Annotated in this window: 23 protein-coding genes and 1 pseudogene; 11 read left to right on the top strand and 13 right to left on the bottom strand. The window is 62.6% G+C overall.

What is annotated here, in order from left to right; all coding sequences use genetic code 11:
* Positions 1 to 6: 6 nt before the first annotated feature.
* From soxA to soxC, 6 genes are read right to left on the bottom strand one after another with little or no spacing between them, the layout of a single operon-like run.
* Positions 7 to 873 (bottom strand): sulfur oxidation c-type cytochrome SoxA, encoded by an 867-nt coding sequence (gene soxA / locus E7813_RS12445; protein ID WP_291574280.1) that lies wholly within the window; start codon positions 871 to 873, stop codon positions 7 to 9.
* Positions 874 to 892: 19 nt separating this feature from the next.
* On the bottom strand, positions 893 to 1,204 hold the full coding sequence (soxZ, locus tag E7813_RS12450; protein WP_291574282.1) for a thiosulfate oxidation carrier complex protein SoxZ: 312 nt from the start codon (positions 1,202 to 1,204) through the stop codon (positions 893 to 895).
* 26 nt (positions 1,205 to 1,230) lie between these two features.
* Complete coding sequence (gene soxY / locus E7813_RS12455) at positions 1,231 to 1,725, bottom strand: thiosulfate oxidation carrier protein SoxY (protein WP_291574284.1); 495 nt, start codon at positions 1,723 to 1,725, stop codon at positions 1,231 to 1,233.
* A gap of 29 nt (positions 1,726 to 1,754) precedes the next feature.
* Entirely contained in the window at positions 1,755 to 2,111 is a 357-nt protein-coding gene (soxX, locus tag E7813_RS12460; protein ID WP_291574285.1) for a sulfur oxidation c-type cytochrome SoxX, read from the bottom strand.
* Between the two features lie 34 nt (positions 2,112 to 2,145).
* Positions 2,146 to 2,820, bottom strand: a complete 675-nt coding sequence (locus E7813_RS12465) for a cytochrome c (protein WP_291574287.1) — start codon at positions 2,818 to 2,820, stop codon at positions 2,146 to 2,148.
* Positions 2,804 to 4,090 (bottom strand): sulfite dehydrogenase, encoded by a 1,287-nt coding sequence (soxC, locus tag E7813_RS12470; RefSeq protein WP_291574289.1) that lies wholly within the window; start codon positions 4,088 to 4,090, stop codon positions 2,804 to 2,806. Before soxC ends, E7813_RS12465 begins: the two co-directional genes overlap by 17 nt.
* A 177-nt stretch (positions 4,091 to 4,267) precedes the next feature.
* Between soxC and E7813_RS12475 the strand changes: the two genes are divergently transcribed.
* The 5 genes and pseudogenes from E7813_RS12475 to E7813_RS12495 all read left to right on the top strand — a co-directional run bounded on the left by E7813_RS12475 (position 4,268) and on the right by E7813_RS12495 (position 8,431).
* Positions 4,268 to 4,642 (top strand): metalloregulator ArsR/SmtB family transcription factor, encoded by a 375-nt coding sequence (locus E7813_RS12475; protein ID WP_291574291.1) that lies wholly within the window; start codon positions 4,268 to 4,270, stop codon positions 4,640 to 4,642.
* Positions 4,643 to 4,662: 20 nt separating this feature from the next.
* Positions 4,663 to 5,346, top strand: coding sequence for a DUF938 domain-containing protein (locus E7813_RS12480; protein ID WP_291574294.1), 684 nt, complete (start codon positions 4,663 to 4,665; stop codon positions 5,344 to 5,346).
* 112 nt (positions 5,347 to 5,458) lie between these two features.
* A complete protein-coding gene (locus E7813_RS12485) occupies positions 5,459 to 6,703 on the top strand; it encodes an MFS transporter (protein WP_291574295.1) in 1,245 nt (414 codons plus the stop codon).
* Positions 6,704 to 6,735: 32 nt separating this feature from the next.
* Complete coding sequence (locus E7813_RS12490; protein WP_291574297.1) at positions 6,736 to 7,098, top strand: nuclear transport factor 2 family protein; 363 nt, start codon at positions 6,736 to 6,738, stop codon at positions 7,096 to 7,098.
* A gap of 84 nt (positions 7,099 to 7,182) precedes the next feature.
* Positions 7,183 to 8,431, top strand: a pseudogene (locus tag E7813_RS12495) (MFS transporter).
* On the opposite strand, the gene E7813_RS12500 reads toward E7813_RS12495, so the two are convergent.
* Positions 8,382 to 8,876 (bottom strand): VOC family protein, encoded by a 495-nt coding sequence (locus tag E7813_RS12500; RefSeq protein WP_291574299.1) that lies wholly within the window; start codon positions 8,874 to 8,876, stop codon positions 8,382 to 8,384. The pseudogene E7813_RS12495 and the gene E7813_RS12500 overlap by 50 nt on opposite strands.
* A 65-nt stretch (positions 8,877 to 8,941) precedes the next feature.
* A complete protein-coding gene (locus E7813_RS12505) occupies positions 8,942 to 9,487 on the bottom strand; it encodes a carboxymuconolactone decarboxylase family protein (protein ID WP_291574302.1) in 546 nt (181 codons plus the stop codon).
* A gap of 157 nt (positions 9,488 to 9,644) precedes the next feature.
* On the opposite strand from E7813_RS12505, the gene E7813_RS12510 reads away from it, so the two are divergent.
* Complete coding sequence (locus E7813_RS12510) at positions 9,645 to 10,829, top strand: acyl-CoA dehydrogenase family protein (protein ID WP_291574304.1); 1,185 nt, start codon at positions 9,645 to 9,647, stop codon at positions 10,827 to 10,829.
* Positions 10,830 to 10,860: 31 nt separating this feature from the next.
* Positions 10,861 to 12,000 (top strand): acyl-CoA dehydrogenase, encoded by a 1,140-nt coding sequence (locus tag E7813_RS12515; protein ID WP_291574306.1) that lies wholly within the window; start codon positions 10,861 to 10,863, stop codon positions 11,998 to 12,000.
* 164 nt (positions 12,001 to 12,164) lie between these two features.
* Here E7813_RS12515 and E7813_RS12520 read toward each other — a convergent pair whose 3' ends face one another.
* From E7813_RS12520 to E7813_RS12540, 5 genes are all read right to left on the bottom strand, one after another.
* The gene (locus E7813_RS12520; RefSeq protein ID WP_291574526.1) at positions 12,165 to 13,202 is read right to left on the bottom strand and encodes an amino acid ABC transporter substrate-binding protein; all 1,038 of its coding nucleotides are present in this window, start codon (positions 13,200 to 13,202) and stop codon (positions 12,165 to 12,167) included.
* 54 nt (positions 13,203 to 13,256) lie between these two features.
* Entirely contained in the window at positions 13,257 to 13,850 is a 594-nt protein-coding gene (locus tag E7813_RS12525; protein ID WP_291574309.1) for a L,D-transpeptidase, read from the bottom strand.
* A gap of 338 nt (positions 13,851 to 14,188) precedes the next feature.
* Positions 14,189 to 14,800, bottom strand: coding sequence for a sigma-70 family RNA polymerase sigma factor (locus tag E7813_RS12530; RefSeq protein WP_291574312.1), 612 nt, complete (start codon positions 14,798 to 14,800; stop codon positions 14,189 to 14,191).
* Between the two features lie 208 nt (positions 14,801 to 15,008).
* Positions 15,009 to 15,746, bottom strand: coding sequence for a response regulator (locus E7813_RS12535; RefSeq protein ID WP_291574314.1), 738 nt, complete (start codon positions 15,744 to 15,746; stop codon positions 15,009 to 15,011).
* Entirely contained in the window at positions 15,743 to 17,488 is a 1,746-nt protein-coding gene (locus E7813_RS12540; RefSeq protein ID WP_291574316.1) for a DUF3369 domain-containing protein, read from the bottom strand. The genes E7813_RS12535 and E7813_RS12540 overlap by 4 nt, the downstream gene beginning before the upstream one ends.
* A 527-nt stretch (positions 17,489 to 18,015) precedes the next feature.
* On the opposite strand from E7813_RS12540, the gene E7813_RS12545 reads away from it, so the two are divergent.
* The 4 genes from E7813_RS12545 (at position 18,016) to E7813_RS12560 (ending at position 23,376) form a co-directional block, all read left to right on the top strand.
* The gene (locus tag E7813_RS12545; RefSeq protein ID WP_291574318.1) at positions 18,016 to 19,635 is read left to right on the top strand and encodes an ABC transporter substrate-binding protein; all 1,620 of its coding nucleotides are present in this window, start codon (positions 18,016 to 18,018) and stop codon (positions 19,633 to 19,635) included.
* 70 nt (positions 19,636 to 19,705) lie between these two features.
* The gene (locus E7813_RS12550) at positions 19,706 to 20,719 is read left to right on the top strand and encodes an ABC transporter permease (protein ID WP_291574320.1); all 1,014 of its coding nucleotides are present in this window, start codon (positions 19,706 to 19,708) and stop codon (positions 20,717 to 20,719) included.
* 10 nt (positions 20,720 to 20,729) lie between these two features.
* Complete coding sequence (locus E7813_RS12555) at positions 20,730 to 21,641, top strand: ABC transporter permease (RefSeq protein ID WP_291574322.1); 912 nt, start codon at positions 20,730 to 20,732, stop codon at positions 21,639 to 21,641.
* 10 nt (positions 21,642 to 21,651) lie between these two features.
* Positions 21,652 to 23,376, top strand: coding sequence for an ABC transporter ATP-binding protein (locus E7813_RS12560; protein ID WP_291574324.1), 1,725 nt, complete (start codon positions 21,652 to 21,654; stop codon positions 23,374 to 23,376).
* The last annotated feature ends 1 nt before the right edge of the window (position 23,377 follow it).

The raw sequence follows: 23,377 nt of genomic DNA on the forward strand, positions 1-23,377 counted from the left end.
CGTCTCTCATGGCCGCGCGCCCGGTCCGGAAATCGGCAGCCCGTTGCTGACATAGGACAGATAATATTCCAGATCGCGATATTCGTCGGATTGGGGATCGAGCGGCACGCCGCGGGTCTGGACGTTGCAGGTGGTGAAGCGCCGGCTGATCGTGCCCATGCCGCCCCATTCGGATCGATAGATCGGCATCGCGTTCAAGATCCCGAGTGCCGGCGCCAGTATTTCGGCGCGAATCCGCTCGCCCGGGTTCTGCACATGGCAGCTGGCGCAGGAGAAATTGAGCTGGCCCCGCCGGGTATAGAAATATCGCTTGCCGTTCTCGTAGGCTTCAAGCGCACGCGGATCGTTGGGAATCTTGATGTCGAACGGCTTGCCGCGCGAGGTGAACGCCATATAGGCGGTGAGTGCGGCCATTTCGTCTTTCACATAGGAGAACGGCGCCTCGCCATTGGCCACGCGGCAGCGGTTCAGCGCCAGTTCGAGGGTGACGACCTTGCCCTCCTTGTCGTCGAAGTACGGATAGTCTTGCCGAATGCCGATGCCTTTATTCGGGAAGCAGTCGGCATAGCTCTTGCCGTTCTTGAAGGGCTTGGAAAACATCTCCTTGCCCATATCGAGCGAGAACTCATAAGGCGGAAATTGCTCTTTCTCCTCCCACTGCTTGTGCATGTCCTCGTTCAGCGAATAGGGACCGTTGACGAAATCCGCCAGCTTCAGCTTGGGAAATTTATCGATGAAGTATTTCTGGAACGCCCTGGCGTCGGCCGCGGGATTTGGAGTGTCGGCGGCGAGCGCAGGCGGCGCCGCTACCGATGCCAGCGCTGCCAGCGCGAGAGCGGCCGAGGCAAAATGGATCGCAGATCGCACGTTCACTTCTCCGCTCATCCGGTTATTACAGGATCTTCGCCGTGGTGGTGTCGCTCGCGCCCTTGTTGTCGACCCAACTGATCTTGAGGTCGTCGCCCTTGTTGCCGCCCTTGAAGCTGAACTTGACATAGGGATCCTTGGAGACGGCCGTTCCCCAGTTGGCGACGAACACGCTCTTGCCGTCATGTTCGAAGGTCAATTGCTGGATGAAGTGCGGCGGGATGATTTCGCCTTTGGCGTCCTTGACGAAACCGGAATCCATCGGGTGCTGGATCAGCGCCTGGACTTCGGTGGTGTCGCCGCTGGAGGTGGCGCGCACGCGAATGGTCGATGCCATCGAAATACTCCCTTACAGATACCGGCTCAGCCGCCGCAGCCGCCGACCGTGACTTTGACTTCCCGGGTCGCGCTGTAGAGCTTCCCGCCGGCTTCGACGATCGCGATCACGTTGCTGGTCTTGGCCATCTTGAGGCGATTGGCGACGGCCGGAACCGTGCCGGGCGGAATTTGGTAGGACGCCGCCAGCGCATTTGGATTTTCGCTTACCAGGAACGAGATCGAGGTGACGTCGGCCAGCGTGGTCGTCAGCGAGATCGGGACCACCGCGCCGTTCTCGGCGATCTCCGGCGCATCGAGCTTGACCTTGTCGGACGGCTCGGCGGTCTTGCCATAGAGCGACTTGATCGCGTCGGCTTCGCCCTTTTGCTTGAACGCATCCTCCGGATATTTGTCGTTGGCTGCGGCCAGGGCCGGCGCAACGCCAAGGGGAATGTTGCCGAGGCCGACCAGGATGACTAGGCCCGCGCCCTGCAAGACCAGGCGCCGCGTGGCCGTGAACCCGTTGTCAGTGATGGTCATCCGAAGTCTCCCGCGAGGCGCGCTCGCCATTACAAGGTCTGCAGGAAATCCACGATCGCGTTGATCTCCTTGTCGGTCAAAATAAGATTTCTTCCGAACGGAGGCATCACGGTTTGCGGATTACGCTTGGGTTCGTCGTGCAGGATCGCAACGAGATCGTCGCGATTTGGATATTTCCTTTTGATATCCTTCAGGGCCGGCCCGATGGTGCCGGGAAGATCGCCGCCCTTGATTTCGTGGCAAGTCAGGCAGTTGCCCTTGCCGCGGTCGAAAGCCAGCGCCTGGCCCTCGGCCACGGCGGATTGTGCGGCGGCGGGTGCAGAAGGCAACGCAGCGCCGACCAGCAATGCCAGCGCAAGCGCCGGGATCAGGACGGGCCTCGCCATCGGGGTATTGGTCAAAGCGCGTTTCCTGCGAGGTCTATTTCGGTTGCATGGTGTCGAGCGGCCCGGTCGTGCGTGGCGTGAGATTTCTGCCTTCGGCCGTTGACATGATCTTGATGTCGGCAGGATCGGCACATGCGCTCATGCACGGCTTGGCCATCGTATCCGGTCTGGGGTCGGTCCAGGTGAAACTGTCGTGATTGGGCATTTTGACTTTCGGCAGACTGTTCCGGTCGGCGACGAATTCGTTTGGAACGATGTCGTTCAGGTTCAGAATATAGGCGGTCAAAGCATAAACGTCGTCGGCTGACAATGTGTGCGGTGCAGGCATCGGCATGGCGCGGTTAATGTAATCCCATAATGTCGGCGCAAACGGCCAATAGCTGCCCACCGTCGGTTCCGGCCGGTCGTCCCTGAGCGTTCCCATGCCGCCCGCGAGTTTGGGGAAGCGGCCTTCGCCTTCGCCGAAAGTCCCATGACAGGCCGCGCATTGGTCCGCGAACACCTCGGAGCCTTTTTGGACCGTGCCCTGGCCGGCAGGTAAGCCCACACCATCGTCGCCGCGCGCGTCGATATCCCATCCGGCAAGCTGTTCGGGGGTGGCTTTGACGCCGTAACCATAATGGCCGGGCTCGGCAGCGTCCGCGGCCGTGCCGGCGGCGGCCAGCAGGCTCAGGCAGAGCAGCAGCGAACGTTCACGCGAGTTGAACATCGAACACGCTCCCGTCAGGCTTGATCTGCCAGGTCTGGATCGAATTGTTGTGATAGACCGAGTTCGATCCGCGCTGCTGTCGCAGTTGCGAGATCGTCGGCTGAACATAACCGGTCTGGTCGATCACCCGGGATTCGAGCAGCGCCGGCCGGCCGTCCCAGCGCCACGGCAGCGTGAATTTCGTCAGCGCTTTCGTCAGCACCGGCTCATGCAATTGCGCGCTTTGCCAGTTGACGCCGCCATCCACGGAGACGTCGACCTGCTTGACCCTGCCATTGCCGCTCCAGGCCAATCCCCTGATCTCGTAAAGTCCAGCGCCATCGAGCGGCTTTTCGGGGCAGGGGAAGGTGATGACGGACTTGGCATCGATCAGCCAGGTAAAACCGCGCGAGGTGCCGTCCGGCATCAGGTCGGTGTATTTCGAGGTTTCTTCACGCGAATACCAGGGCCGGTCGCCAAGCTTGATCCGGCGCAGCCATTTGATGCTGACATTGCCTTCCCAGCCGGGCACCAGCAACCGCAGCGGATAGCCTTGTTCCGGCCGCAACGCCTCGCCGTTCTGCGCATAGACCACCAGGCAATCGTCGAGGCATTTGGCGAGCGGCAGGCTGCGGTTCATGTGCGCGCCGTCGGCGCCTTCCACCAGCACCCACTGCACCTCTTTCTTGATACCGACTTCTTCGAGCAAGGTCGAAAGCCTGACGCCGGTCCACTCCGCGCAACTGATCATGCCGTGATTGAATTGCAGCGAATTCAACTGCGCCGCGCGCCATTCCATGCCGCCATTGGCGGGGCATTCGATGAAATGGATGCGCGACACCGACGGAAAGCGCATGATGTCCTTCATCGAAAGAACCAGCGGGCGCTCGACCAGACCATGGATCATCAGCCGGTGCTGCGCCGGATCGACGTCCGGCCGTCCGGCATGATGGCGCTCGAAGAACAGGCCGTTCGGCGTGATGCTGCCATGCAGATCCTGCAGCGGCGAAAAGCTGACGGAGGATTCGGTCCCGGCGGTGAGCCACGGCACGTTGCGCCGGATAACGCCGGCCTCGGTATCGGCAGGCTTGCCATAGGGCCGGTCAACCACGCCGGCGCCGATCGATTGCGACCACGGCGCATCCGCCGGCGGGGATGACGGCGCCGGTTCGGCATTGCCTCGCGTGGCGCCAAGGGCAAAACTGCCGGTGAGCGCCGCGCCCAACCCGAGAAACGATCGTCGGCCCAGCAGCGGACTGCGCGTGCCCGCGAGCCTGGATACCACGGGCATGTTGCGCCAGGGTGGAGGCCGCACGTTTCCTCGCATTTCGGCTCGAAGCCGCATTGTTGATCGTTGCGTCAGACCTATCGTCACCCGGTAATTTAGTCAATGCTAAACAACCGGGAATGCTGTAGCATGCAACGTGCGGTTCAACCCCGCGAACATTTTCGATCCGGACATGAAACCATGAGAGCCGTCGCGACCATCACGAAAGCAGCGCGAAGCATTCCGGCCGGCATCGGGGTTGCCGAGGCGACGGCGTTGAAAAAACTCGCGAAGCAGGCCGGCAATGCCGCGCAGCTTTTGAAATTGCTCGGCAATGAGAAGCGATTGCTGATTCTCTGTTTTCTTTCGGTGCGAGGCGAAATGACGGCCGGCGAACTGGTCGACGTGGTGAAGTTGAGCCCGTCGGCGCTGTCGCAGCATCTGGCCCGGCTGCGCGCCGATGGCATGGTGACATTCCGGCGCACGTCGCAGACGCTGCATTATCGCGTCGCCGATCCGCGCGCATTGCAGGTGCTCGGAGTGCTCAAGGAAATCTACTGCGCGGACATCACATGACGCCGGCTTTGAGATGACGAATGGCTGAATACGTCGTGGAATTCGGCAAGGACGGCAGCCCGCTGGAGCCGGACGGCCGTCTCGACGCGGCGGCGTTTCACCGCAACCATCAGGCGATCTCGGCGGTATTGCAGCGGTTCGTGGCCGGAAAATCCGGCGACGTCGTCGAGGCCGGCAGCGGCACCGGACAGCATGTGGTCGAATTCGCCCGCCTTCACCCCGGGATCACCTGGTGGCCGAGCGATCTCAACGCGCAACATCTGAAAAGCATCGATGCGTGGCGGGCGCATGCAGGGCTGGCGAACATCCGCCCGCCATTGCGGATCGATTTGTCCGATCCGGCGTGGTGTCCCCGGATGCACGACGGCAGCGGCCCCGGCAAATTGCTGGCGGTGTTCTGCGCCAACGTGATCCACATCGCGCCTTGGCGCGTGGCCGAGGGTCTGTTTGCAGGCGCCGGTCGTTATCTGCAGGCGGACGGGCGGCTGTTTCTCTATGGGCCGTTCAAGCGCGGCGGCAAGCACACCGCGGTCAGCGACGCGGTGTTCGACAGCAGCCTTCGCGAGAGCGATGCCGAATGGGGCGTGCGCGACATCGACGATCTCAAGCGACTCGGCGAGGGCGTCGGCCTGAATTTGATGGAACTCGTCGATCTGCCCGCCAACAACCTGATTCTGGTGTTCGAGCGGCTGAAGACGGCCTGACCGCAACGCATGGCGCGCGCCCGTTTGCGTCGATTGATTGAGTGGACGCCGCATAGTATCGAGAACCGATTGTGGCTCCGGCTGAACTGGCCACATCCGGGCGGAAGTGCCGATGATCGACGTGACGACAATGGACGAGGTTTCCGGCGACGCGCGGGCGCGGTCCAATGTGGCGCGTCTGGCGGCGGCGCAGGCGCTGACCGGCGCCAATTCCGCGGTGATTTTTGCGACCGGCTCGATCGTCGGTGCGACCCTGGCGCCGGATATCTCGTTCGCGACGGTGCCGCTGTCGATGTATGTGGTGGGGCTTGCCGCCGGCACCCTGCCGACCGGTGCGATCTCGCGCGCCTATGGCCGCCGCGTCGCCTTCTTCATCGGCACCGGCTGCGGCGTGGCGACCGGCCTGCTCGGGGCCTTCGCCATCCTGCACGCCTCGTTTGCGCTGTTTTGCTGCGCGACGTTCCTCGGCGGACTATATGGCGCGGTGTCGCAATCCTACCGTTTTGCCGCCGCCGACGGCGCCAGCGCCGGGTTCCGTCCGAAGGCGGTGGCATGGGTGATGGCTGGCGGCGTGTTCGCCGGCGTGCTCGGCCCGCAGCTCGTGCAATGGACGATGGATATCTGGCCGCCCTATTTATTTGCCTTCAGCTTCGTGATGCAGGCCGCGGTCGCGCTGGTGGCGATGGCGGTGCTGTCGGGCGTCGATGCGCCGAAGCCCGCGCCGTCGGATCTTCACGGCGGCCGTCCGCTGTTCGAGATCGCACCGCAGCCGAAGTTCATTGCGGCTGCGCTGTGCGGCGCCATCTCCTATCCGATGATGAACCTGGTCATGACCTCGGCGCCGCTGGCGATGAAGATGTGCGGGTTGAGCGTCAGCGATTCCAATTTCGCGGTTCAGTGGCATATCGTGGCGATGTATGGGCCGAGCTTCTTTACCGGGTCGCTGATCGCGCGCTTTGGCGCGCCTCGCATCGTCGCGCTCGGCCTGTCGCTGGAAGCCGCGGGCGCAGCGATCGGGTTATCCGGCATCACCGCGATGCATTTCTGGGCTACCCTGATCGTGTTCGGGATGGGGTGGAATTTCAGCTTCGTCGGCGCCTCCGCCCTGGTGCTGGAAACGCACCGGCCGCAGGAGCGCAACAAGGTGCAGGCCTTCAACGACTTCCTGGTGTTCGGAATGATGGCGGTGGGATCGTTCTCGTCGGGTCAGGTGCTGGCGAATTACGGCTGGTCGGCGGTCAACATGGTGGTGTTTCCGCCCGTGCTGTTGGGACTTCTGGTCGTCACGCTGGCGTCGTTCGCCAGGCGGCGCTCGAAATTGCAGGCGGTCGACGAATTTCCCGATCCGAGTATCTGACCCGTCGTAATTTTTGAAACGTTGGAGGTTCGATGCCGTCGCGCGCTCTTCTCGATGAGTTCATCGCCGTTGTCGAAGCCGGCGATCATGCCGGCGCCATCGAGCGCTACTATACCGAGGATTCCAGCATGCAGGAAAATGCCGCGCCGCCGCGCGTCGGCCGCGACGTGCTGGTTGCGCATGAGCGCGGCGTTCTGGCGCGCATGACGCATGTCTATTCCAAGGCGATGTCTTCCGTGGTCGAGGGCGATCACGTCGCCATTCACTGGATTTTCGAATTGACCGATAAATCCGGCAAGCTGCACCGGATCGATGAGGTGAGCTTGCAGCAATGGCGCGGCGACAGGATTTTCCGCGAGCGTTTCTTCTACGATCCGTCGAGGCCGAAGGCATGATGGCCACGACACTTCGGTAGCGACCGAAGCATTGCGGTCACCGACCGGTTATCGTGCGTCTTCGAATCTTCAGCCAAGGCTCGCATGGACGCGTCCAGTCACATCACGATCGACGAGACCTCGCTGCGGTATGATGGCTGGCGGATCGTCGCGGTCTGCTTCCTGGTGGCGACGTTCGGCTGGGGGTTCGGCTTTTACGGCCAGAGCGTTTATCTCGCCGAATTGCATCGGCTGTATGGCTGGCCGGCTTCGTTGATTTCGGCGGGCACCACGTTCTTCTATTTGTCCGGCGCGGTGATGGTCGCCTTCGTCAGCGAGGCGGTGCGCGGATTCGGTTCGCGCAACTGCCTGCTGGCCGGCGTGGTTGCGATGGCGGCGGCCGGCGCCTGGATCGGCCAGGTCACCACACCGTGGCAACTTTACGCCGCCGACGCGCTGCTGGCGGTGGGTTGGGCCGGCACCAGCCTTGGCATCATTACCAATACGCTGGGGCTCTGGTTCGATAGCAAGCGTGGCATGGCGATCAGCCTGGCGCTGAACGGCGCCAGCTTCGGCGGCATTATCGGCGTGCCGCTGCTGGTCGCCGCCATCGGACACTTCGGGTTTGCCGACGCGATGATTGTTGCGGCGCTTGTCATGCTGGCGCTGATGATCCCCACCATCCTGATCTTTGTCGGGCAGCCGCCAAATCCCGGCGGCCTCGCGGTGAGGTCCGCGGCGGATGCGCCGTCAGCGTCACGGATACGCGCGCAAGCCTTTCGCGACGTCGCATTCCTGACGGTATCGGTTGCGTTCGCGCTGGTGCTGTTTGCGCAAGTCGGCTTCATCGTCCACCTGATTTCATTTCTCGATCCGGTGATCGGGCGCGAGCATGCGTCGATCGCGGTGGCTGGCGGTGGTCGGGCGCGTGTTGTTCTCGACCGTGATCGACCGGCTCAATCAGCGGCTGGCGTCGGCGATCTCGTTCATCAGCCAGGCCGCGGCGCTGCTGGTCATCATCCATTCGCACGACGAAGTGCTGCTGATCGCAGCCTGTGCTTTCTTTGGCTTCTCGGTCGGGAATTTGATCACGTTGCCGGCGCTGATCATCCAGCGCGAATTTGACCCGCGGTCATTCGGCGTGCTGGTCAGCCTGGTCACGGCGATCAACCAGATCACCTATGCGTTCGGTCCGGGAGTCATCGGTCTGCTGCGCGATCTGTCGGGAAGCTACACGCTGCCGTTTTACGGTTGCATCGGCCTGGAGCTGATCGCGGCTGTTTTGATCATGATTCGCGGCAGGGCTAAGCCACGCGCTGCCGCAGCAAATCCTCAAGATCGAGCCGCCGCGTGAACATCGCCAGCGTCCCGTCCGGCGTGCGCGGCCATTGCTCCTTTGGCCGGTCGTAATAGAGCTCAACGCCGTTCTCGTCGGGATCGCGCAGGTAAAGCGCCTCGCTGACGCCGTGATCGCTGGCGCCGTCGAGATGAATTCCCGCCTGCATCACCCGATGCAGCGCGTCCGCCAGCGCCGGCCGCGTCGGATAAAGGATGGCGGTGTGGAACAGCCCGGTGGTTCCGGGCGACGGCGGATGGCCCCCTTTGCTCTCCCAGGTGTTCAATCCGATGTGGTGGTGATAACCGCCGGCGGAAATGAATGCCGCGCCGGAATTCAGGCGTTGCGTCACCTCGAAGCCCAGCACACCGCAATAAAATCCCAGCGCGCGATCGAGATCGGCGACCTTGAGGTGAACATGCCCGATCCGCGTTCCCGCGATGATGGGTCGATTTTCTGACATACCGGCTCTCCTTTTTTCGCCTCGTCCCGCTGTAGCGGGACGAAGAAAATTACGACCGTCTCTTGTTACAAGAGCTCCGACACTTGCCCATCGGGTAACCCGAACTCAAACGTGTTCAGTGTCATCGACACCAGGGTGTAGTAACCGCACAGCCCGATGATTTCGACGATGCCGCGCTCGCCGAACATCTTCACGGCGTCGTCATAGAGCGTCTTGGCAACGCCGTGGCCCTCGTGCAGCGATTTGGCGACGTCGTAGACCATCTTGCCCTTCGGGTCATCGAAATGCGGCGTGCGGCGGTCGCGGATGTCGTCGATGATCTTCGGATCCATGCCGCCTGCCAGTGCCAGCCGCTTGTGGGCGAACCATTCGTAATGCGACGTCCAGTGCCGCGCGGTGACCAGGATCGCGATCTCCGACAGTTTTGCCGGAAACACGGTATCGAAGCGCAGGAAGCCGCCGAGACGGGTGGCGTGCCGCGCCATCTCCGGACTGTTGAGCCAGGCCATCATCGGCGGCGGCGGCTTGCCGCGCTTGCCGGCGATCGATTCGTCGTAGGTTTGTTTCTGGTCCTCGTTCATTTCGCCAGGCGAAAGCAACTTCAGGCGCATGTCCGTTTCCTCTGGTTTTTCAATCGCTGCCGCTTTGCGAATACACCCGATCAGGGATCATGACCACATCCGCGATGGCATGGCCGGACAAGAGATATATTGAATTCCCCCATGCGGCGGCTAAGGTCGATCCGATATCCCGCATGGAAAAGCCATCATGTCCGACCTGGAAAATTTTCGCCGTGAAACCCGTGCCTGGCTGGAGGCCAATTGTCCGCCGGAGATGCGGCGTCCCATGACCTCGGACGAAGATACCTTCTGGGGCGGCCGCAACACCAAGTTCTCCTCCGAGCCGCAGCGCGTCTGGTTCGAGCGGATGCGCGACAAGGGCTGGACCGTGCCGCATTGGCCGAAAGAATATGGCGGTGGCGGCCTCGATCCCGAAGAAACCAAGATCATGCGCCAGGAGATGGCCGCGCTCGGCGCGCGCTCGCCGCTGACTTCCTTTGGCATCTCGATGCTCGGGCCGGCCTTGCTGAAATACGGCACCGATGCGCAGAAGAAGGAACATCTGCCGAAAATCGCCGCCGGCCTGATCCGCTGGTGCCAGGGCTATTCCGAACCCAACGCCGGCTCCGATCTCGCTTCACTGCAGACCCGCGCCGAGAGCGACGGCGACGACTTCATCATCAACGGCCAGAAAATCTGGACATCCTACGCCAATTTTGCCGACTGGATTTTCTGCCTGGTGCGGACCGATCCGTCCGCCAAAAAGCATGATGGCATCAGTTTCATCCTGTTCGACATGGCCTCAAAGGGCGTATCCACCAAACCCATTCTCTTGATCTCGGGCCGGTCGCCGTTCTGCGAAACCTTCTTCGACAATGTGCGGGTGCCCAAGGCCAACCTGGTGGGCACTGTCAACCGCGGCTGGGACGTCGCCAAATACCTGCTGCAGCACGAGCGCGCGATGATCTCCGGCATGGGCGAGCGCGGCGTCGGCCGTCCGCTCGGCCAGGTCGCCGCGGATTCCGTCGGCACCGACGAGCAGGGGCGGCTGGAAGATCCGATGCTGCGCGGACAAATCGCGACCTTCGAGATCGACGAGGCGGCGCTGGCCTGTGCCGCCGAACGCGCCGTCGACCTCGCAAAGGCCGGTCAGGCGCATCCGGCGTTTTCCTCGGCGATGAAGTATTACGGCACTGAGCTCAACAAGCGCCGCTACGAGATCCTGATGTCCGCAGGCGGCGTCGATGCGCTGGAATGGGAAAGCGAACGCTCGAAAGGCGGCGCCCGGCCGCGCGCCTGGCTGCGCACCAAGGCCAATTCGATCGAGGGCGGTACCAGCGAGGTGATGCTCGGCATCGTGGCGAAGCGGATCCTCGATTTGCCGGGGGCGTGACGAGCATCCAACACTAACGGGATTTCTCTCCATGGCACTCGTCCTCAACGAAGAACAAACAATGCTGCGCGACAGCGCGCGGGGTCTGATCAGCGACAAGGCGCCGGTGTCGCATCTGCGGCAGTTGCGCGATAGCAACGACGCGACCGGATTTTCCCGCGACCTGTGGAAGGCTTTCGCCGAGATGGGATTTTGCGGCCTGCTGGTGCCGGAGAATTTCGGCGGCAGCGGGCTCGGCTGCGTCGAAGCCGGCGTGGTGATGGAGGAAATCGGCCGTACCCTAATGCCGTCGCCGTTTCTGTCGACCGCGGTCGTGGCGGCGTCGGCGCTGTCGCGCGGCGGGAGTGCCGCGCAAAAATCCGAATACCTGCCGAAGATTTCAGACGGCTCGCTGCTGGCAGCACTTGCCGTCGACGAAGGCGCCAAGCATCGCCCGCTGCAGACCAAAATGCAGGCGGCGCGTTCCGGCAACGGCTTCAGGCTCAACGGCGCCAAGGCTTTCGTGGTCGACGGGCACACCGCCGATCTCCTGGTGGTCGCGGCCCGCACCGCGGGTGCCGCCGGCGAGCGCGAGGGGCTGACGCTGTTCCTGGTCGATCCCAAGAGCAAAGGCATCGAGACCGAGCGCACCGCGATGGTGGATTCGCACAATGCGGCGCGAGTTGTGTTCGACAATGTCGAAGTCAATGCCGATGGCGTGCTCGGCGAGGTCGATCAAGGCGGCGCGCTGCTCGAAGGCGTGCTCAATATCGCCCGCGGTGGGGTGGCGTCCGAGATGGTCGGCCTCAGTGAGGAAGTGTTCGGCCGCACCGTCGGCTACCTCAGGGAGCGCAAGCAGTTCGGCAAGTTGATCGGTGAATTCCAGGCGCTGCAGCACCGCGCCGCGCAGCTTTGCATCGAGATCGAGATCACCCGCGCCGCGGTGTTGAAGGCGCTGCAGACGCTCGACGGCAATTTCGAAAAGGCCGGTGCGGCGGTCGCGGTCGCGAAAGCGCGCGCCGGTTCAACCGCGACGCTTGCGGTTCAGGAAGGCGTGCAGATGCACGGCGGCATGGGCATGACCGACCAGTTCGACATCGGCTTCTTCATGAAGCGTGCGCGGGTGTGCCAGGAATTGTTCGGCGACACCAATTTTCACGCCGATCAACTGGCGCGGATGAAGAATTATTGAGATCGAGGATGCCAGGAGTGTCATCGCCCGGCTTGGCCGGGCGACCCAGTATTTCAGAGCAGTGGCGATCAAACTGAGAAGCCGTGGCGTACTGGATCACCCCTTTCGCGGGTGATGACAAGTTGTTGTCGGGCGCGGCGCAAGCTGGACGACGACAGCGTGGCCTATCTGATCGGCGGCGCGTACTGAATGCCGCCGGCGCTCCAGAGCTGGTTGAGCCCCCTGGGAATGCCGAGCTTCGATCCGCTGCCGACATTGCGCTCGTAGACTTCGCCGTAATTGCCGACATGGCGGATGATGCGCGCGGCCCAATCCCTGGTCAGGCCGAGCTGCTCGCCGTAATCGCCTTCGGTGCCGACCAGCCGCATCACGTCGGGTTTCTTCGACTTCAACGCCTCGTCGATGTTCTTCGAGGTGATGCCGAGTTCTTCGGCGTTGATCATCGCATACAGCGTCCACTTCACGATCAGCATCCAGTCGTCGTCGCGCTCCCGCACCACCGGCGCCAGCGGCTCCTTTGAAATGACGTCGGGCAGGATGGTGTGGTCGCCGGGCTTGGCAAGGTTCAGCCGTATCGCATAGAGCTGGGACACGTCGGCCGTGAGCGTGTCGCACTGGCCGGAGCCATAGGCCTTGACCACGTCGTCCAGCTTGGGGAATTTCATTTCCGTATATTTGATGTTGTTGGCGCGGAAATAGTCGGCGAGGTTGAGCTCGGTGGTGGTGCCGCCCTGCACGCATACCTTGCTGCCGTCGAGCGCGAGCGCGGAATCGATGTTGCGCGCCGACGGCGTCATGAAGCCTTCGCCGTCATAATAGGCGACCGCCGGAAAATACAGGTCATAGGAGGTCTCGCGCGACATGCTCCATGTCGAGTTGCGCGACAGAATATCGACCTTGCGGTTCTGCAATTCCCTGAAACGCTCGTTGGCGTCGAGCGGAACGAATTTCGCCTTTGACGGATCGTCGAAAATCGCCGACGCCACCGCGCGGCAGAAATCGACGTCGAAGCCGGTCCAGTTGCCCTTGTCGTCGGGGATCGAGAAGCCGGGCAGGCCGGTATTGACGCCGCACAGCACTTCGCCGCGCCGCATCGTCCGCTTCAGGGTCCGCGTGTCATATCGTTCATAGGTGATGGCCGCCGCCGCGACCGCGACCGCGACCGCGAGCCCGATCAGGAGGCCGCCTCGGAATGTCCGCATCATGTGTTTCTCGCCAATATCGGGAAATGGATCGGTGATGAAGCAGCGTCGCGGTTACAGTTCCGGCTTCTGCCGGATGATCACCTTGGTGCCGATCGGGACCCGGTCATAGAGATCGGCGACGTCGGCATTGACCAGACGGAAGCATCCGGACGAGACCGCGGTGCCGATGGTGTCGGGACGATTGGTGCCGTGGATGCGATAGACGGTGGTCCCGAGATACATCGCGCGCGCGCCGAGCGGGTTGCCGGGTCCGCCGGCCATGAAGCGCGGCAAATAGGGCTGGCGTGCGATCATTTCCGGCGGCGGCGTCCAGTCCGGCCATTCCGCCTTGCGGGTGATGTTGACCAAGCCTTGCCACTGAAATCCGTCGCGGCCGACGCCGATGCCGTAACGCAGCGCGCGGCCGTTGCCCTGGATCAAATAGAGATGGCGCTCGGCGGTCGAGATGATGATGGTGCCCGGAGCTTCCGTGGTGCGGTAAAGCACCATCTGCTTGCGGAATTCGGGATCAAGCTCGACGGAGTCGTCGGCCAGAAGTCCGGGCTGGTCGCCGACGTCGGGTTGCTGGGCGAAACTGTGCGACGCCGAAAGCATCAGACCGGCCGCCGCCATCACCATCCAGATCAGGTGCCGAAACTTCGTCATTTAAGCTCTCCCGATAGCGTTGCGGGGCGTGTCTATCACTTCCGCCAAATCACTGGAACCATCAGATTGCGCCAAAGATGCGATGGTCTGGAGGTCGGCGCGCTCGCCAGAGCGCAGCGGGTGGGGTGCCCCGGACGCAGAGCGACCCGGAGGGGGGCATCCCGTCCGGGTCGTTGGAGGTATTTGAGCGGTTGGAAACGTGTGTGTCGGCGTCGCTGATTGTGTTTGTAGCAGGCGAGTTTTTCGGCGTGATGTCGTCTATTGTTTCATTTGTTTCGTCGGCTCGCTTTGCTTCCTTCGATCGAGCCGGTCGTAACCAATTGAATTAAATCGACTATTTACGCCGCCAGGCTTTCCACGCCGGCGCCCTTGAGCAGGTCGGCGAGTTGTTTGCGGGCATAGAACATCCGGGTCTTCACCGTGCTCTGTCGGATGCCGATGATCGCACCGGCCTCCTCCACCGACTTCTCATGGTAGTAGACGAGATTGATGATCTCGCGGTGCGCCGGCGACAGCCTGGCGACGCAGGCGCGCAGAATCGCGCTGGTATTGCTGCGGTCCAGTGAAGCTTCGGGTGTATCCGCCTCGTCGGCGATTTCAAGCACGTCCTCCTGGTCGATGTCCTCGAAGCGCCGCTGGCGCAACGCGGTCAGCGCCTTGAAGCGGGCGATCGACAACAGCCAAGTGGAAACCTGGGAGCGGCCCTGGAACTGGTCGGCGGTGCGCCACACGTCAAGAAAGACCTGGCTGACGAGATCTTCCGCCACGGTGACGTCGCGCACGATGCGAAGGATGAAGCGGTAAACCCGCACATTGTGACGGGAATAGAGGATATGCATCGCAGAGCGGCTGCCATCGGCAATGCTATCCAGCAGCATTTCATCCGAAGTCGCCTGGGCAGCGACGATGCCTTGGCGGCCGGCGGCGTTGATGGCGATGACGTTCTGCATGACTGACTCCCGGTGTCGCCGTTGATGGCGCTTCGTTGGCCGGATTGTTAGTCAGCGAACGTTTCGGGATGTCTGCGCGACAAGCGGAAAATGGTTTCTTGGGCGGGAGATTTGTTTCGTCGCGGCGCCGGCGACGAAACATTCGGAGCCGAAAGGCCAGTGATTTCAATGATGGTAAAATCGGAGGGCGGATTGCTCCGGTACGTCGTCAGGCCTTGTCGCCGACCGGAGAGAACAGGTAGCCGCCACCCCTGATGGTGCGGATCACCGCGGGCTTGGTTGGATCCGGTTCGATTTTGCGCCGGATTCGCATGATCCGCAGATCGACCGCGCGGTCGAAGGCCTCGCTGTCGCGGGCGTTGGCCAATTCGAGCAGGCGTTCGCGCGACAGCACCCGCTTGGGATTTGCCGCGAAAACCTTGAGCAGGCCGAATTCGGAAGCGGTCAGCGGATGCTCATTGCCCTCGTCGTCGCGCAAGGCCTGCGCCTCGAGATCGAGCCATTTGGTCCCGAACCGCACCAATTGGTCCTTCGCCGCTTTGGCGCCGGCGGTTTCCGGCGCCGCCGGCTTTACCGGCGCGCTGCGCCGCAGAACGGAGCGGATCCGCGCCATCAATTCGCGCAATTCGCAGGGCTTGGCGATGTAATCGTCGGCGCCGAGTTCGAGCCCGACCACACGATCGATCGGACTCGCGGTCGCCGTCAACATGATGACCGGAACATTGGTGCGGCTTTTCAGGTCGCGGATGATCGACAGCCCGTCTTCCTCCGGCATGTTGAGGTCGAGCACCACCAGATCCGGCACCGAAGTTTCGATCGCCGCACGCAGGCTCTTGCCGCCGTCGCACAGGGTAACGGTGAAGCCATGCATCTTGAGATACTCGCCGACCATCTCGCGGGCCGGCGCCTCGTCGTCGACGATGATGATGTGCGGACTGTGGGTCATGTCGGGTCGGTCGCGGGCAATGTGATGGTGAAGGTCGATCCCGGTCCGGGCCCGGCGCTGTTGGCGGTCACCTGGCCGCCATGCATGTCGATGATGCGTTTGACGATGGACAGGCCGAGGCCGGTCGAGCTTTCGCCGGCGGTCGGTTTGGCGGACAGCCGCTGGAAACGGCCGAACAATCGCCCCAGATCTTCAGGCGACAATCCGGCGCCTTCGTCGGCGATGCGGATCACGGTGCTGTTGCCTTCGCGACTGACCAGCATCGTGATCTTGCCGCCGATCGGGCTGTATTTGATGGCATTGCTGACGAGATTGTCGATCGCTTCCCGTATCCGGTCGGCGTCGCACAGGGTGACGCAACTGGGCGGCGCCGACACCGTGATGGTCTGCTGCTTGTTGACGGCCAGAGGCTGGTTGGCGTCGGCGACTTCGGCCACCAATGCCGCGATATCGACCGGCTCGCGGCGGATGGTGATGTCGAAGGCATCCGCCATCGCATCCGAAATCAGGTGATCGACCATCGAGGTCAGACGCTTGGTGGCGTCGCGGATGTGGTCGACCTGGGCCGTCACGCTTTCCCTGGCCGAGCCGGCACCGATCAGTTCGATCAGCATTTCGGTGCGGCCCAGGATCACGCCCAGCGGATTCTTCAAATCGTGGGCGACGGTGCCGAGAATTTCATTCTTGAAGCTGTTGGCGCGCTGCAGCCGCAGCCATTGCGCCGACAACCGGCGGTTGGCCTGCATCAGCGCGCGGGTGCGCTGGGCGACGCGGTCCTCGAGCTGGGCGTTGGCCTCGTGGAGCTGCTGATAAAGAATGACATTGTCGAACGCGATCGAAAGCCGGCTGCCGAAAATCTCGACCAGCGAGCGGTCGGTTTCGGACAGTTCGCGCTCTGCCTGCAGCAGCACCACGACCTCGCGCCCGCTGCCGGTGCGAACGTAGAGCACGGTGCGCTGATCGGCGAACTCGTGCTTGCGCCGCCTGAATGCCGCCTCCACCATCGAGCGCAGGTCGGGATCGAGCGATTTCGACCCGGCGGCGCCGATGAAGCGGCTGTAGCAGCCGGAGCCTGCCAGCACGGAAAAATCGTCGCCGACCGCGCCACCGTCGCGCAGCACCAGGATGCCGGCGCAGTCGACATTGAGAAGCGAGGCGATCTGCGTCAGCACGCCTTCGGCAAGGCGTTGCATCGATTTGAAATCGTACAGCGTCGAGGCGGCGTCGATGATGATTTCCAGCCCGCGCCGGGTCTGGACCATTCGCTCGAGCTGCTGATAGCTGCGCAATGCCGCGGTCAGCGAGGTGAACAGCTTGTCGGCGGTAAGCTCGGTCTTCGCCTTGTAGTCGTTGATGTCGTACTGCACGATCACGCGGCGCTCGGGGGCCTGTCCGGGTTGCCCGGTGCGCAGGATGATGCGGACGGTCTCGTTCTTGATTTCATTGCGGATGTATTCGACGAGGTCGAGGCCGGCAGCGTCGGTTTCCATGATAACGTCGAGCAGCACCGCCGAAATGTCCGGATGCGCGCGCATCAGGGTGCGGCCCTCGGCCGCCGAATAGGCCGACAGGATCTCAAGCGTCTGTCCGTTGAGATTGTAATCGCTTAGCGCGAACCGGGTGCCCTCATGCACGGCCTTGTCGTCGTCGATGACGGCGATCTTCCACTTGCGCGCGGTCGAGGCTTCCGGAACGATTCCGGAATCGTCGATCAGGTGGAGGAGATCGTCCTGTTCGGCCATTGAGGGGTCCCGTCGCTTGCTGAACCTTCGGTTGCGGCGCCGCCCTTGGCCGCCCTCGCCATGATAATGCGAAACGTAGTGCCTTGTCCCGGTCTTGAATCCCGCATCATGCCCTCGCCGAACTGCCGGGTGAGACGCTGCAGCTCCCTCGCGCAGCATTCGGCTCGGCCTTCTTCCTGGTTCGACGTGATTGACCATGGTGGCGAGAAGTCCGCGCAGGCCGCTTTTGATTCTGCCGGCGAGCGCGGCAACCGGCTGCTACGCCAGTTGGAGCGGGCGGATCCGGAACGCTAGCGGCGCAGCCGCTCAAGAAAAAGGCGTCTGCGATATTTGCATCCATAATAGGCAAAGTTCTTTCTTTGTATGCAATGCCCGCTGCCGTTTAAGGGCATGGGATCGTCGCCAGAAACGAAAAATTTGAAAGCCAAGTCATCAGCTTAGCCTGCCATTAGGGGCTCGTTAAGGTTTGGCACGAACCTTGCGACGTTGCTCCAAAAGCCGTTTCCCCCGTGCGTTTGGAGCATCACATGAAGCGTCGCGATTTTCTGAAATCCGTCACCGGAGTCGCCGCCGGCGCCATGGTGCCTGCGCCGGCGATCTGGTCCGCAGCCAAGGCCGACGCCCGCTCCGAAACCCTGCTGATCGTCTCCGAAGGCGGTCCCAACAATCTCGACATTCACGGCGTCGGCACCAACGTTCCCGGCTACGAGGTGTCGTGGAATTGCTACGACCGCCTGATCAGCCATGAGATGAAAAGCGGTCCCGGCGGCGTGCCGTATTACGACCGCGACAAGTTCAAGCCCGAACTCGCCGAGGAGATGAATGTCGGCGACATGTCGGTGACCTTCAAGCTGAAGAAGAACGCCAAATTTCACGACGGCGCGCCGGTCACGGCCAAGGACGTCAAGTGGTCGCTGGACCGCGCGGTCAGCGTCGGCGGCTTCCCGACCTTTCAGATGAGCGCGGGCTCGCTGACCAAGCCGGAGCAGTTCGTCGTCGTCGACGACAACACCGTGCGGGTCGACTTTGCCAGGAAGGACCGGCTGACGATTCCCGATCTCGCGGTGATCGTGCCCTGCGTGGTCAATTCCGAACTGGTGAAGAAGAACGCCAGCGAAAAGGATCCCTGGGGACTTGAGTACACCAAACAGCAGACTGCCGGCTCGGGCGCCTACAAAGTGACAAGATGGACCGCCGGGACCGAAGTGATCATGGAGCGCAATGACGACTGGGTCGGCGGACCGATGCCGAAGGTCAAGCGCGTGATCTGGCGCATGGTGCCGCAGGCCGGCAACCGCCGCGCCCTGTTGGAGCGCGGCGATGCCGACATCTCCTACGAATTGCCGAACAAGGATTTTCAGGAACTCAAGGCGGCCGGCAAGCTCGACATCGTGTCGCTGCCGTTCTCGAACGGCATCCAGTACCTCGGCATGAATGTCACCAAGCCGCCGTTCGACAACCTGAAAGTGCGACAGGCGGTGGCCTACGCGGTTCCCTATCAGAAGATCATGGACGTGGTGCTGTTCGGCCTCGCCAATCCGATGTTCGGCGCGCCCGCCAGCAAGGTCACCGAGGTCGCGTGGCCGCAGCCGACCAAGTATTTCACCGACATCGACAAGGCCAAGGCGCTGCTGACCGAAGCGGGCTATCCGAACGGCTTCGAGACCACGCTTTCGTTCGACCTCGGATTTGCCGGGATCAACGAGCCGCTCTGCGTGCTGGTGCAGGAGAGCCTGGCGCAGATCGGCATCAAGACCACGATCAACAAGGTGCCCGGCGCCAATTGGCGCACCGAATTGAACAAGAAGGAAATGCCGCTCTACACCAACGTGTTCTCGGGCTGGCTCGATTACCCCGAATACTTTTTCTACTGGTGCTATCACGGCAACAATTCGGTCTTCAACACCATGAGCTATAAGTCGCCGGAGATGGACAAGCTGATCGACGGCGCGCGCGCCGCCGCGGCGAACAAGGACATGGCGACCTACGATACCGACGTCAAAGGCTTCGTCGACCTGGCATTCGCCGACATTCCGCGCATCCCGCTGTACCAGCCCTTTGTCAACGTCGCGATGCAGAAGAATGTCTCGGGTTATCAATACTGGTTCCACCGCCGCCTCGACTACCGCGCGCTGGTCAAGGCGTGAGTGGCGTGATGGGTAATCGCGAGCACTGTTTTCTCGGCTTACCCCTCTTGGAGAGAAGAAAGATTCCGCCATGCTGACCATGATCGGCAAGCGGCTGATGTTCGCGATCCCGAGCCTGATCGGGGTCGTGATCGTGACGTTCCTGCTGACGCGCGCGCTGCCGGGCGATCCCGCGGCCTATTTCGCCGGACCGGCCGCCAACAAGGAAGCGATCGAGCAGGTCCGCAAAAAGCTCGGCTTCGACAAGCCTCTGATCGAGCAGTTTTTCCGCTACACCGCCGATCTTGCGCATGGCGACTTCGGCAATTCGCTCACCACCGGCCAGCCGGTCGCGACCGAAATCCGCAATCGCCTGCCGGCCTCGGCAGAGCTGACGCTGCTCGGCCTCATCGTCTCGATCGTGATCGCGATTCCGCTCGGCATTCTCGCCGCCACCAGGCCCGGCTCATGGATCGACCACCTCTGCCGGGTGACGACCACGGCGGGCGTGTCGCTGCCGGTGTTCTTCACCGGGCTGGTGCTGGTCTATATCTTCTATTTCCAGCTCGGATGGTCGCCCGCGCCGCTGGGACGGCTCGATGTGTTCTATAGCGCGCCGCCGGCCGTGACCGGCTTCTATCTGATCGATGCCCTGATCGCGCGCGATTTCGAGACCTTCCGTTCCGCGCTCAATCAGTTGATCCTGCCGGCGATGACGCTCGCGATCTTCTCGCTGGCGCCGATCGCGCGCATGACGCGGGCCTCGATGCTGGCGGTATTGTCGTCGGATTTCGTGCGCACCGCGCGTGCCAGCGGCTTATCGCCTTCCACGGTGATCATCACCTACGCCTTCCGTAACGCGATGCTGCCGGTCATCACCACGCTGAGCATGGTGTTCTCGTTCCTGCTCGGCGCCAACGTGCTGGTCGAAAAGGTATTCGCCTGGCCCGGCATCGGCTCCTACGCGGTGGAAGCCTTGATCTCGTCGGACTTCGCCCCGGTGCAGGGCTTCGTGCTGACCATGGCGGTGATGTACGTGCTGCTCAATCTGATGATCGACATTCTCTATGGCGTGATCGACCCGAGAGTCCGGCTGGAAGGGTAGGGGTACCAATGTGAGCAGCGTTGCGCCTACCGTCGAACCTGTCGTTGAACCTGTCGCGCCTGCGCGTACCTCGGGTCTTGCCGCGATCTTCGAGCACTCGCGCTATGTGCTCGGCGAGAACCGGGTTACCGCCTTTGCGTTCGGATTGCTGATCGTCATTGTCTTTGCGGCGGTGTTCGGCCCCTACGTCGTTCCCCACGATCCGCTGGCGTCCGATACCGCGGCGGCATTGAAGCCGCCGTCATTGGCGCATTGGTTCGGCACCGACCAGTTGGGACGCGACATCTTCAGCCGCGTCATCGTGGCGACGCGGCTCGATACCTTCATCGCGGTCGCTTCTGTGGTGCTGGTGTTCCTGATGGGCGGCCTCGCCGGCATCGCCGGCGGCTATTTCGGCGGCTGGACCGACCGCATCGTCGGGCGCATCGCCGACACCATCATGGCGTTCCCGCTGTTCGTGCTGGCGATGGGTATCGTCGCCGCGCTCGGCAACACCGTGCAGAACATCATCATTGCCACCGCGATCGTGAATTTCCCGCTTTACGCCCGCGTCGCCCGCGCCGAGGCCAATGTGCGCCGCGATGCCGGCTTCGTGCAGGCGGCGCGGCTGTCGGGCAACGGCGAATTCCGGATCCTGCTGGTGCACATCCTGCCCAACATCATGCCGATCATGATCGTGCAGATGTCGCTGACCATGGGATACGCGATCCTCAACGCCGCCGGGCTGTCGTTCATCGGTCTCGGCGTGCGGCCGCCGACCGCCGAATGGGGCATCATGGTCGCCGAGGGCGCCGGCTTCATGGTCTCGGGCGAATGGTGGATCGCGCTGTTTCCCGGCGTCGCGCTGATGATCGCGGTATTTTGTTTCAACCTGCTCGGCGACGGGCTGCGCGATATCGTCGATCCGCAGCGGCGAACCTGAGGACCGAATCATGACCGCGCAGCCGCTGCTCGACGTCAACGACCTCACGGTGGAATTCTCCACCCGGCGCGGCATCGTCAAGGCGGTGCAGCATGTCAATATCACCGTGGGCAAGGGCGAGACGCTCGGCATCGTCGGCGAATCCGGCTCCGGCAAATCCGTCACCTCCTATGCGGTGATGCGGATTCTCGACCGCGCCGGCAAGATCGCCGAAGGCTCGGTGATGTTCTCCGGCATCGACGTGAAAACCGCGACCGAAGACCAGATGCGCGATTTGCGCGGCCGTGAAATCTCGATGATCTTCCAGAATCCGCGTGCCGCGCTCAATCCGATCCGCAAAGTGGGCGACCAGATCGAGGACGTGCTGCGCCAGCACGTCCAGCAGTCGACGGTCGGCGATCGCGGCGAGAAGGCGATCGAGGCGCTGGAACAGGTCAAGATCACGCGTCCGCGCGAACGCTATCACGCCTATCCGTTCGAACTTTCTGGCGGCATGTGCCAGCGTGTCGTGATCGCGCTGGCGCTGGCCTGCAATCCGCAGCTTCTGATCGCGGACGAGCCGACCACGGGCCTCGACGTCACCACGCAAAAAGCGGTGATGGACCTGATCGTGGAGCTGACCAGGCGGCGGGGCATGTCGACGATCCTGATCACCCACGATCTCGGTCTCGCCGCAGCCTATTGCGACCGCGTGGTGGTGATGGAGAAGGGCCGTGTGGTCGAAACCGCGCTGTCGGCCGATATCTTCGCCAGGCCGGAACACGCCTATACCCGGAAGCTGATGCGCGCGACGCCGCGGCTCGGCGTCTCCTTGCGCGATTTGCTGCCGGAGGAGGAGGCAGCCGCGTTGCCTGTCCACCCCGCTTCCGACATGGCGCCGGCCGGTGACGAGGCGATAAAACCGCTGCTGCTGGTCGAAAAGCTGGTCAAGGAATATCCGCGCCAGGGCGCCACGGCGACGCTGACCAAGCTGTTCTCCCGCAAGCCGCCGGTCGAGCTCGAACAATTCCGCGCCGTCGACGGCATCAGCTTCAGCGTGGGGCGCGGCGAGAGCGTCGGTCTGGTCGGTGAATCCGGTTGCGGCAAGTCGACCACCTCGATGATGGTGATGCGATTGCTCGACCAGACCTCGGGTCGCATCATGTTCGACGGCGATGAGATCGGCGACATCCTGCCCAATGCGTTCGCGCGGCTGCCGTTGCGCAAGAGCATCCAGATGGTGTTCCAGGATCCGACCGACAGCCTCAATCCGCGCTTTACCGCGGCGCGCGCCATCGTCGATCCCATCATGCAGCTCGGCGACATCAGGGGACGCGACGCGTTGCGCGCCCGCTGCGAGCAACTGTCAGGGCTGGTCGGGCTGCCGGTCAACCTGCTCGACCGTTTCCCGCATCAATTGTCGGGCGGACAGAAGGCCCGCGTCGGCATCGCGCGCGCCATCGCCCTGCATCCCAAGCTCGTCATTCTGGACGAGCCGACCGCGGCCCTCGATGTCTCGGTGCAGGCGGTGGTGTTGAATCTGCTGCAGGATTTGAAGCAGTCGATGGGGATGAGCTATTTGTTCGTGTCGCACGATTTGAATGTGGTGCGGTTATTGTGCGATCGTGTCATTGTGATGCGGACCGGACGAATCGTCGAACAGGGCCCGTCCGAGCGCGTCCTCGGCGATCCGCAGGACGCCTATACAAAAGAATTGCTGACGGCGATTCCGCACCCGCCGCTGCCGGTTCATTGAT

Source organism: Bradyrhizobium sp., assembly GCF_004799405.1.
GTDB lineage: Bacteria > Pseudomonadota > Alphaproteobacteria > Rhizobiales > Xanthobacteraceae > Bradyrhizobium.

Bases quoted from the DNA above. Each gene is read 5' to 3' on its own strand.
- E7813_RS12500 (WP_291574299.1), bottom strand. From the start codon at position 8,876: ATGTCAGAAAATCGACCCATCATCGCGGGAACGCGGATCGGGCATGTT.
- soxY (WP_291574284.1), bottom strand. From the start codon at position 1,725: ATGACCATCACTGACAACGGGTTCACGGCCACGCGGCGCCTGGTCTTG.
- soxX (WP_291574285.1), bottom strand. From the start codon at position 2,111: ATGGCGAGGCCCGTCCTGATCCCGGCGCTTGCGCTGGCATTGCTGGTC.
- E7813_RS12535 (WP_291574314.1), bottom strand. From the start codon at position 15,746: ATGACCCACAGTCCGCACATCATCATCGTCGACGACGAGGCGCCGGCC.
- soxZ (WP_291574282.1), bottom strand. From the start codon at position 1,204: ATGGCATCGACCATTCGCGTGCGCGCCACCTCCAGCGGCGACACCACC.
- E7813_RS12530 (WP_291574312.1), bottom strand. From the start codon at position 14,800: ATGCAGAACGTCATCGCCATCAACGCCGCCGGCCGCCAAGGCATCGTC.
- E7813_RS12485 (WP_291574295.1), top strand. From the start codon at position 5,459: ATGATCGACGTGACGACAATGGACGAGGTTTCCGGCGACGCGCGGGCG.
- E7813_RS12515 (WP_291574306.1), top strand. From the start codon at position 10,861: ATGGCACTCGTCCTCAACGAAGAACAAACAATGCTGCGCGACAGCGCG.
- E7813_RS12520 (WP_291574526.1), bottom strand. From the start codon at position 13,202: ATGCGGACATTCCGAGGCGGCCTCCTGATCGGGCTCGCGGTCGCGGTC.
- E7813_RS12560 (WP_291574324.1), top strand. From the start codon at position 21,652: ATGACCGCGCAGCCGCTGCTCGACGTCAACGACCTCACGGTGGAATTC.
- E7813_RS12550 (WP_291574320.1), top strand. From the start codon at position 19,706: ATGCTGACCATGATCGGCAAGCGGCTGATGTTCGCGATCCCGAGCCTG.
- E7813_RS12465 (WP_291574287.1), bottom strand. From the start codon at position 2,820: ATGTTCAACTCGCGTGAACGTTCGCTGCTGCTCTGCCTGAGCCTGCTG.
- E7813_RS12540 (WP_291574316.1), bottom strand. From the start codon at position 17,488: ATGGCCGAACAGGACGATCTCCTCCACCTGATCGACGATTCCGGAATC.
- E7813_RS12505 (WP_291574302.1), bottom strand. From the start codon at position 9,487: ATGCGCCTGAAGTTGCTTTCGCCTGGCGAAATGAACGAGGACCAGAAA.
- E7813_RS12510 (WP_291574304.1), top strand. From the start codon at position 9,645: ATGTCCGACCTGGAAAATTTTCGCCGTGAAACCCGTGCCTGGCTGGAG.
- E7813_RS12480 (WP_291574294.1), top strand. From the start codon at position 4,663: ATGGCTGAATACGTCGTGGAATTCGGCAAGGACGGCAGCCCGCTGGAG.
- E7813_RS12545 (WP_291574318.1), top strand. From the start codon at position 18,016: ATGAAGCGTCGCGATTTTCTGAAATCCGTCACCGGAGTCGCCGCCGGC.
- E7813_RS12490 (WP_291574297.1), top strand. From the start codon at position 6,736: ATGCCGTCGCGCGCTCTTCTCGATGAGTTCATCGCCGTTGTCGAAGCC.
- soxC (WP_291574289.1), bottom strand. From the start codon at position 4,090: ATGCCCGTGGTATCCAGGCTCGCGGGCACGCGCAGTCCGCTGCTGGGC.
- E7813_RS12525 (WP_291574309.1), bottom strand. From the start codon at position 13,850: ATGACGAAGTTTCGGCACCTGATCTGGATGGTGATGGCGGCGGCCGGT.
- E7813_RS12475 (WP_291574291.1), top strand. From the start codon at position 4,268: ATGAGAGCCGTCGCGACCATCACGAAAGCAGCGCGAAGCATTCCGGCC.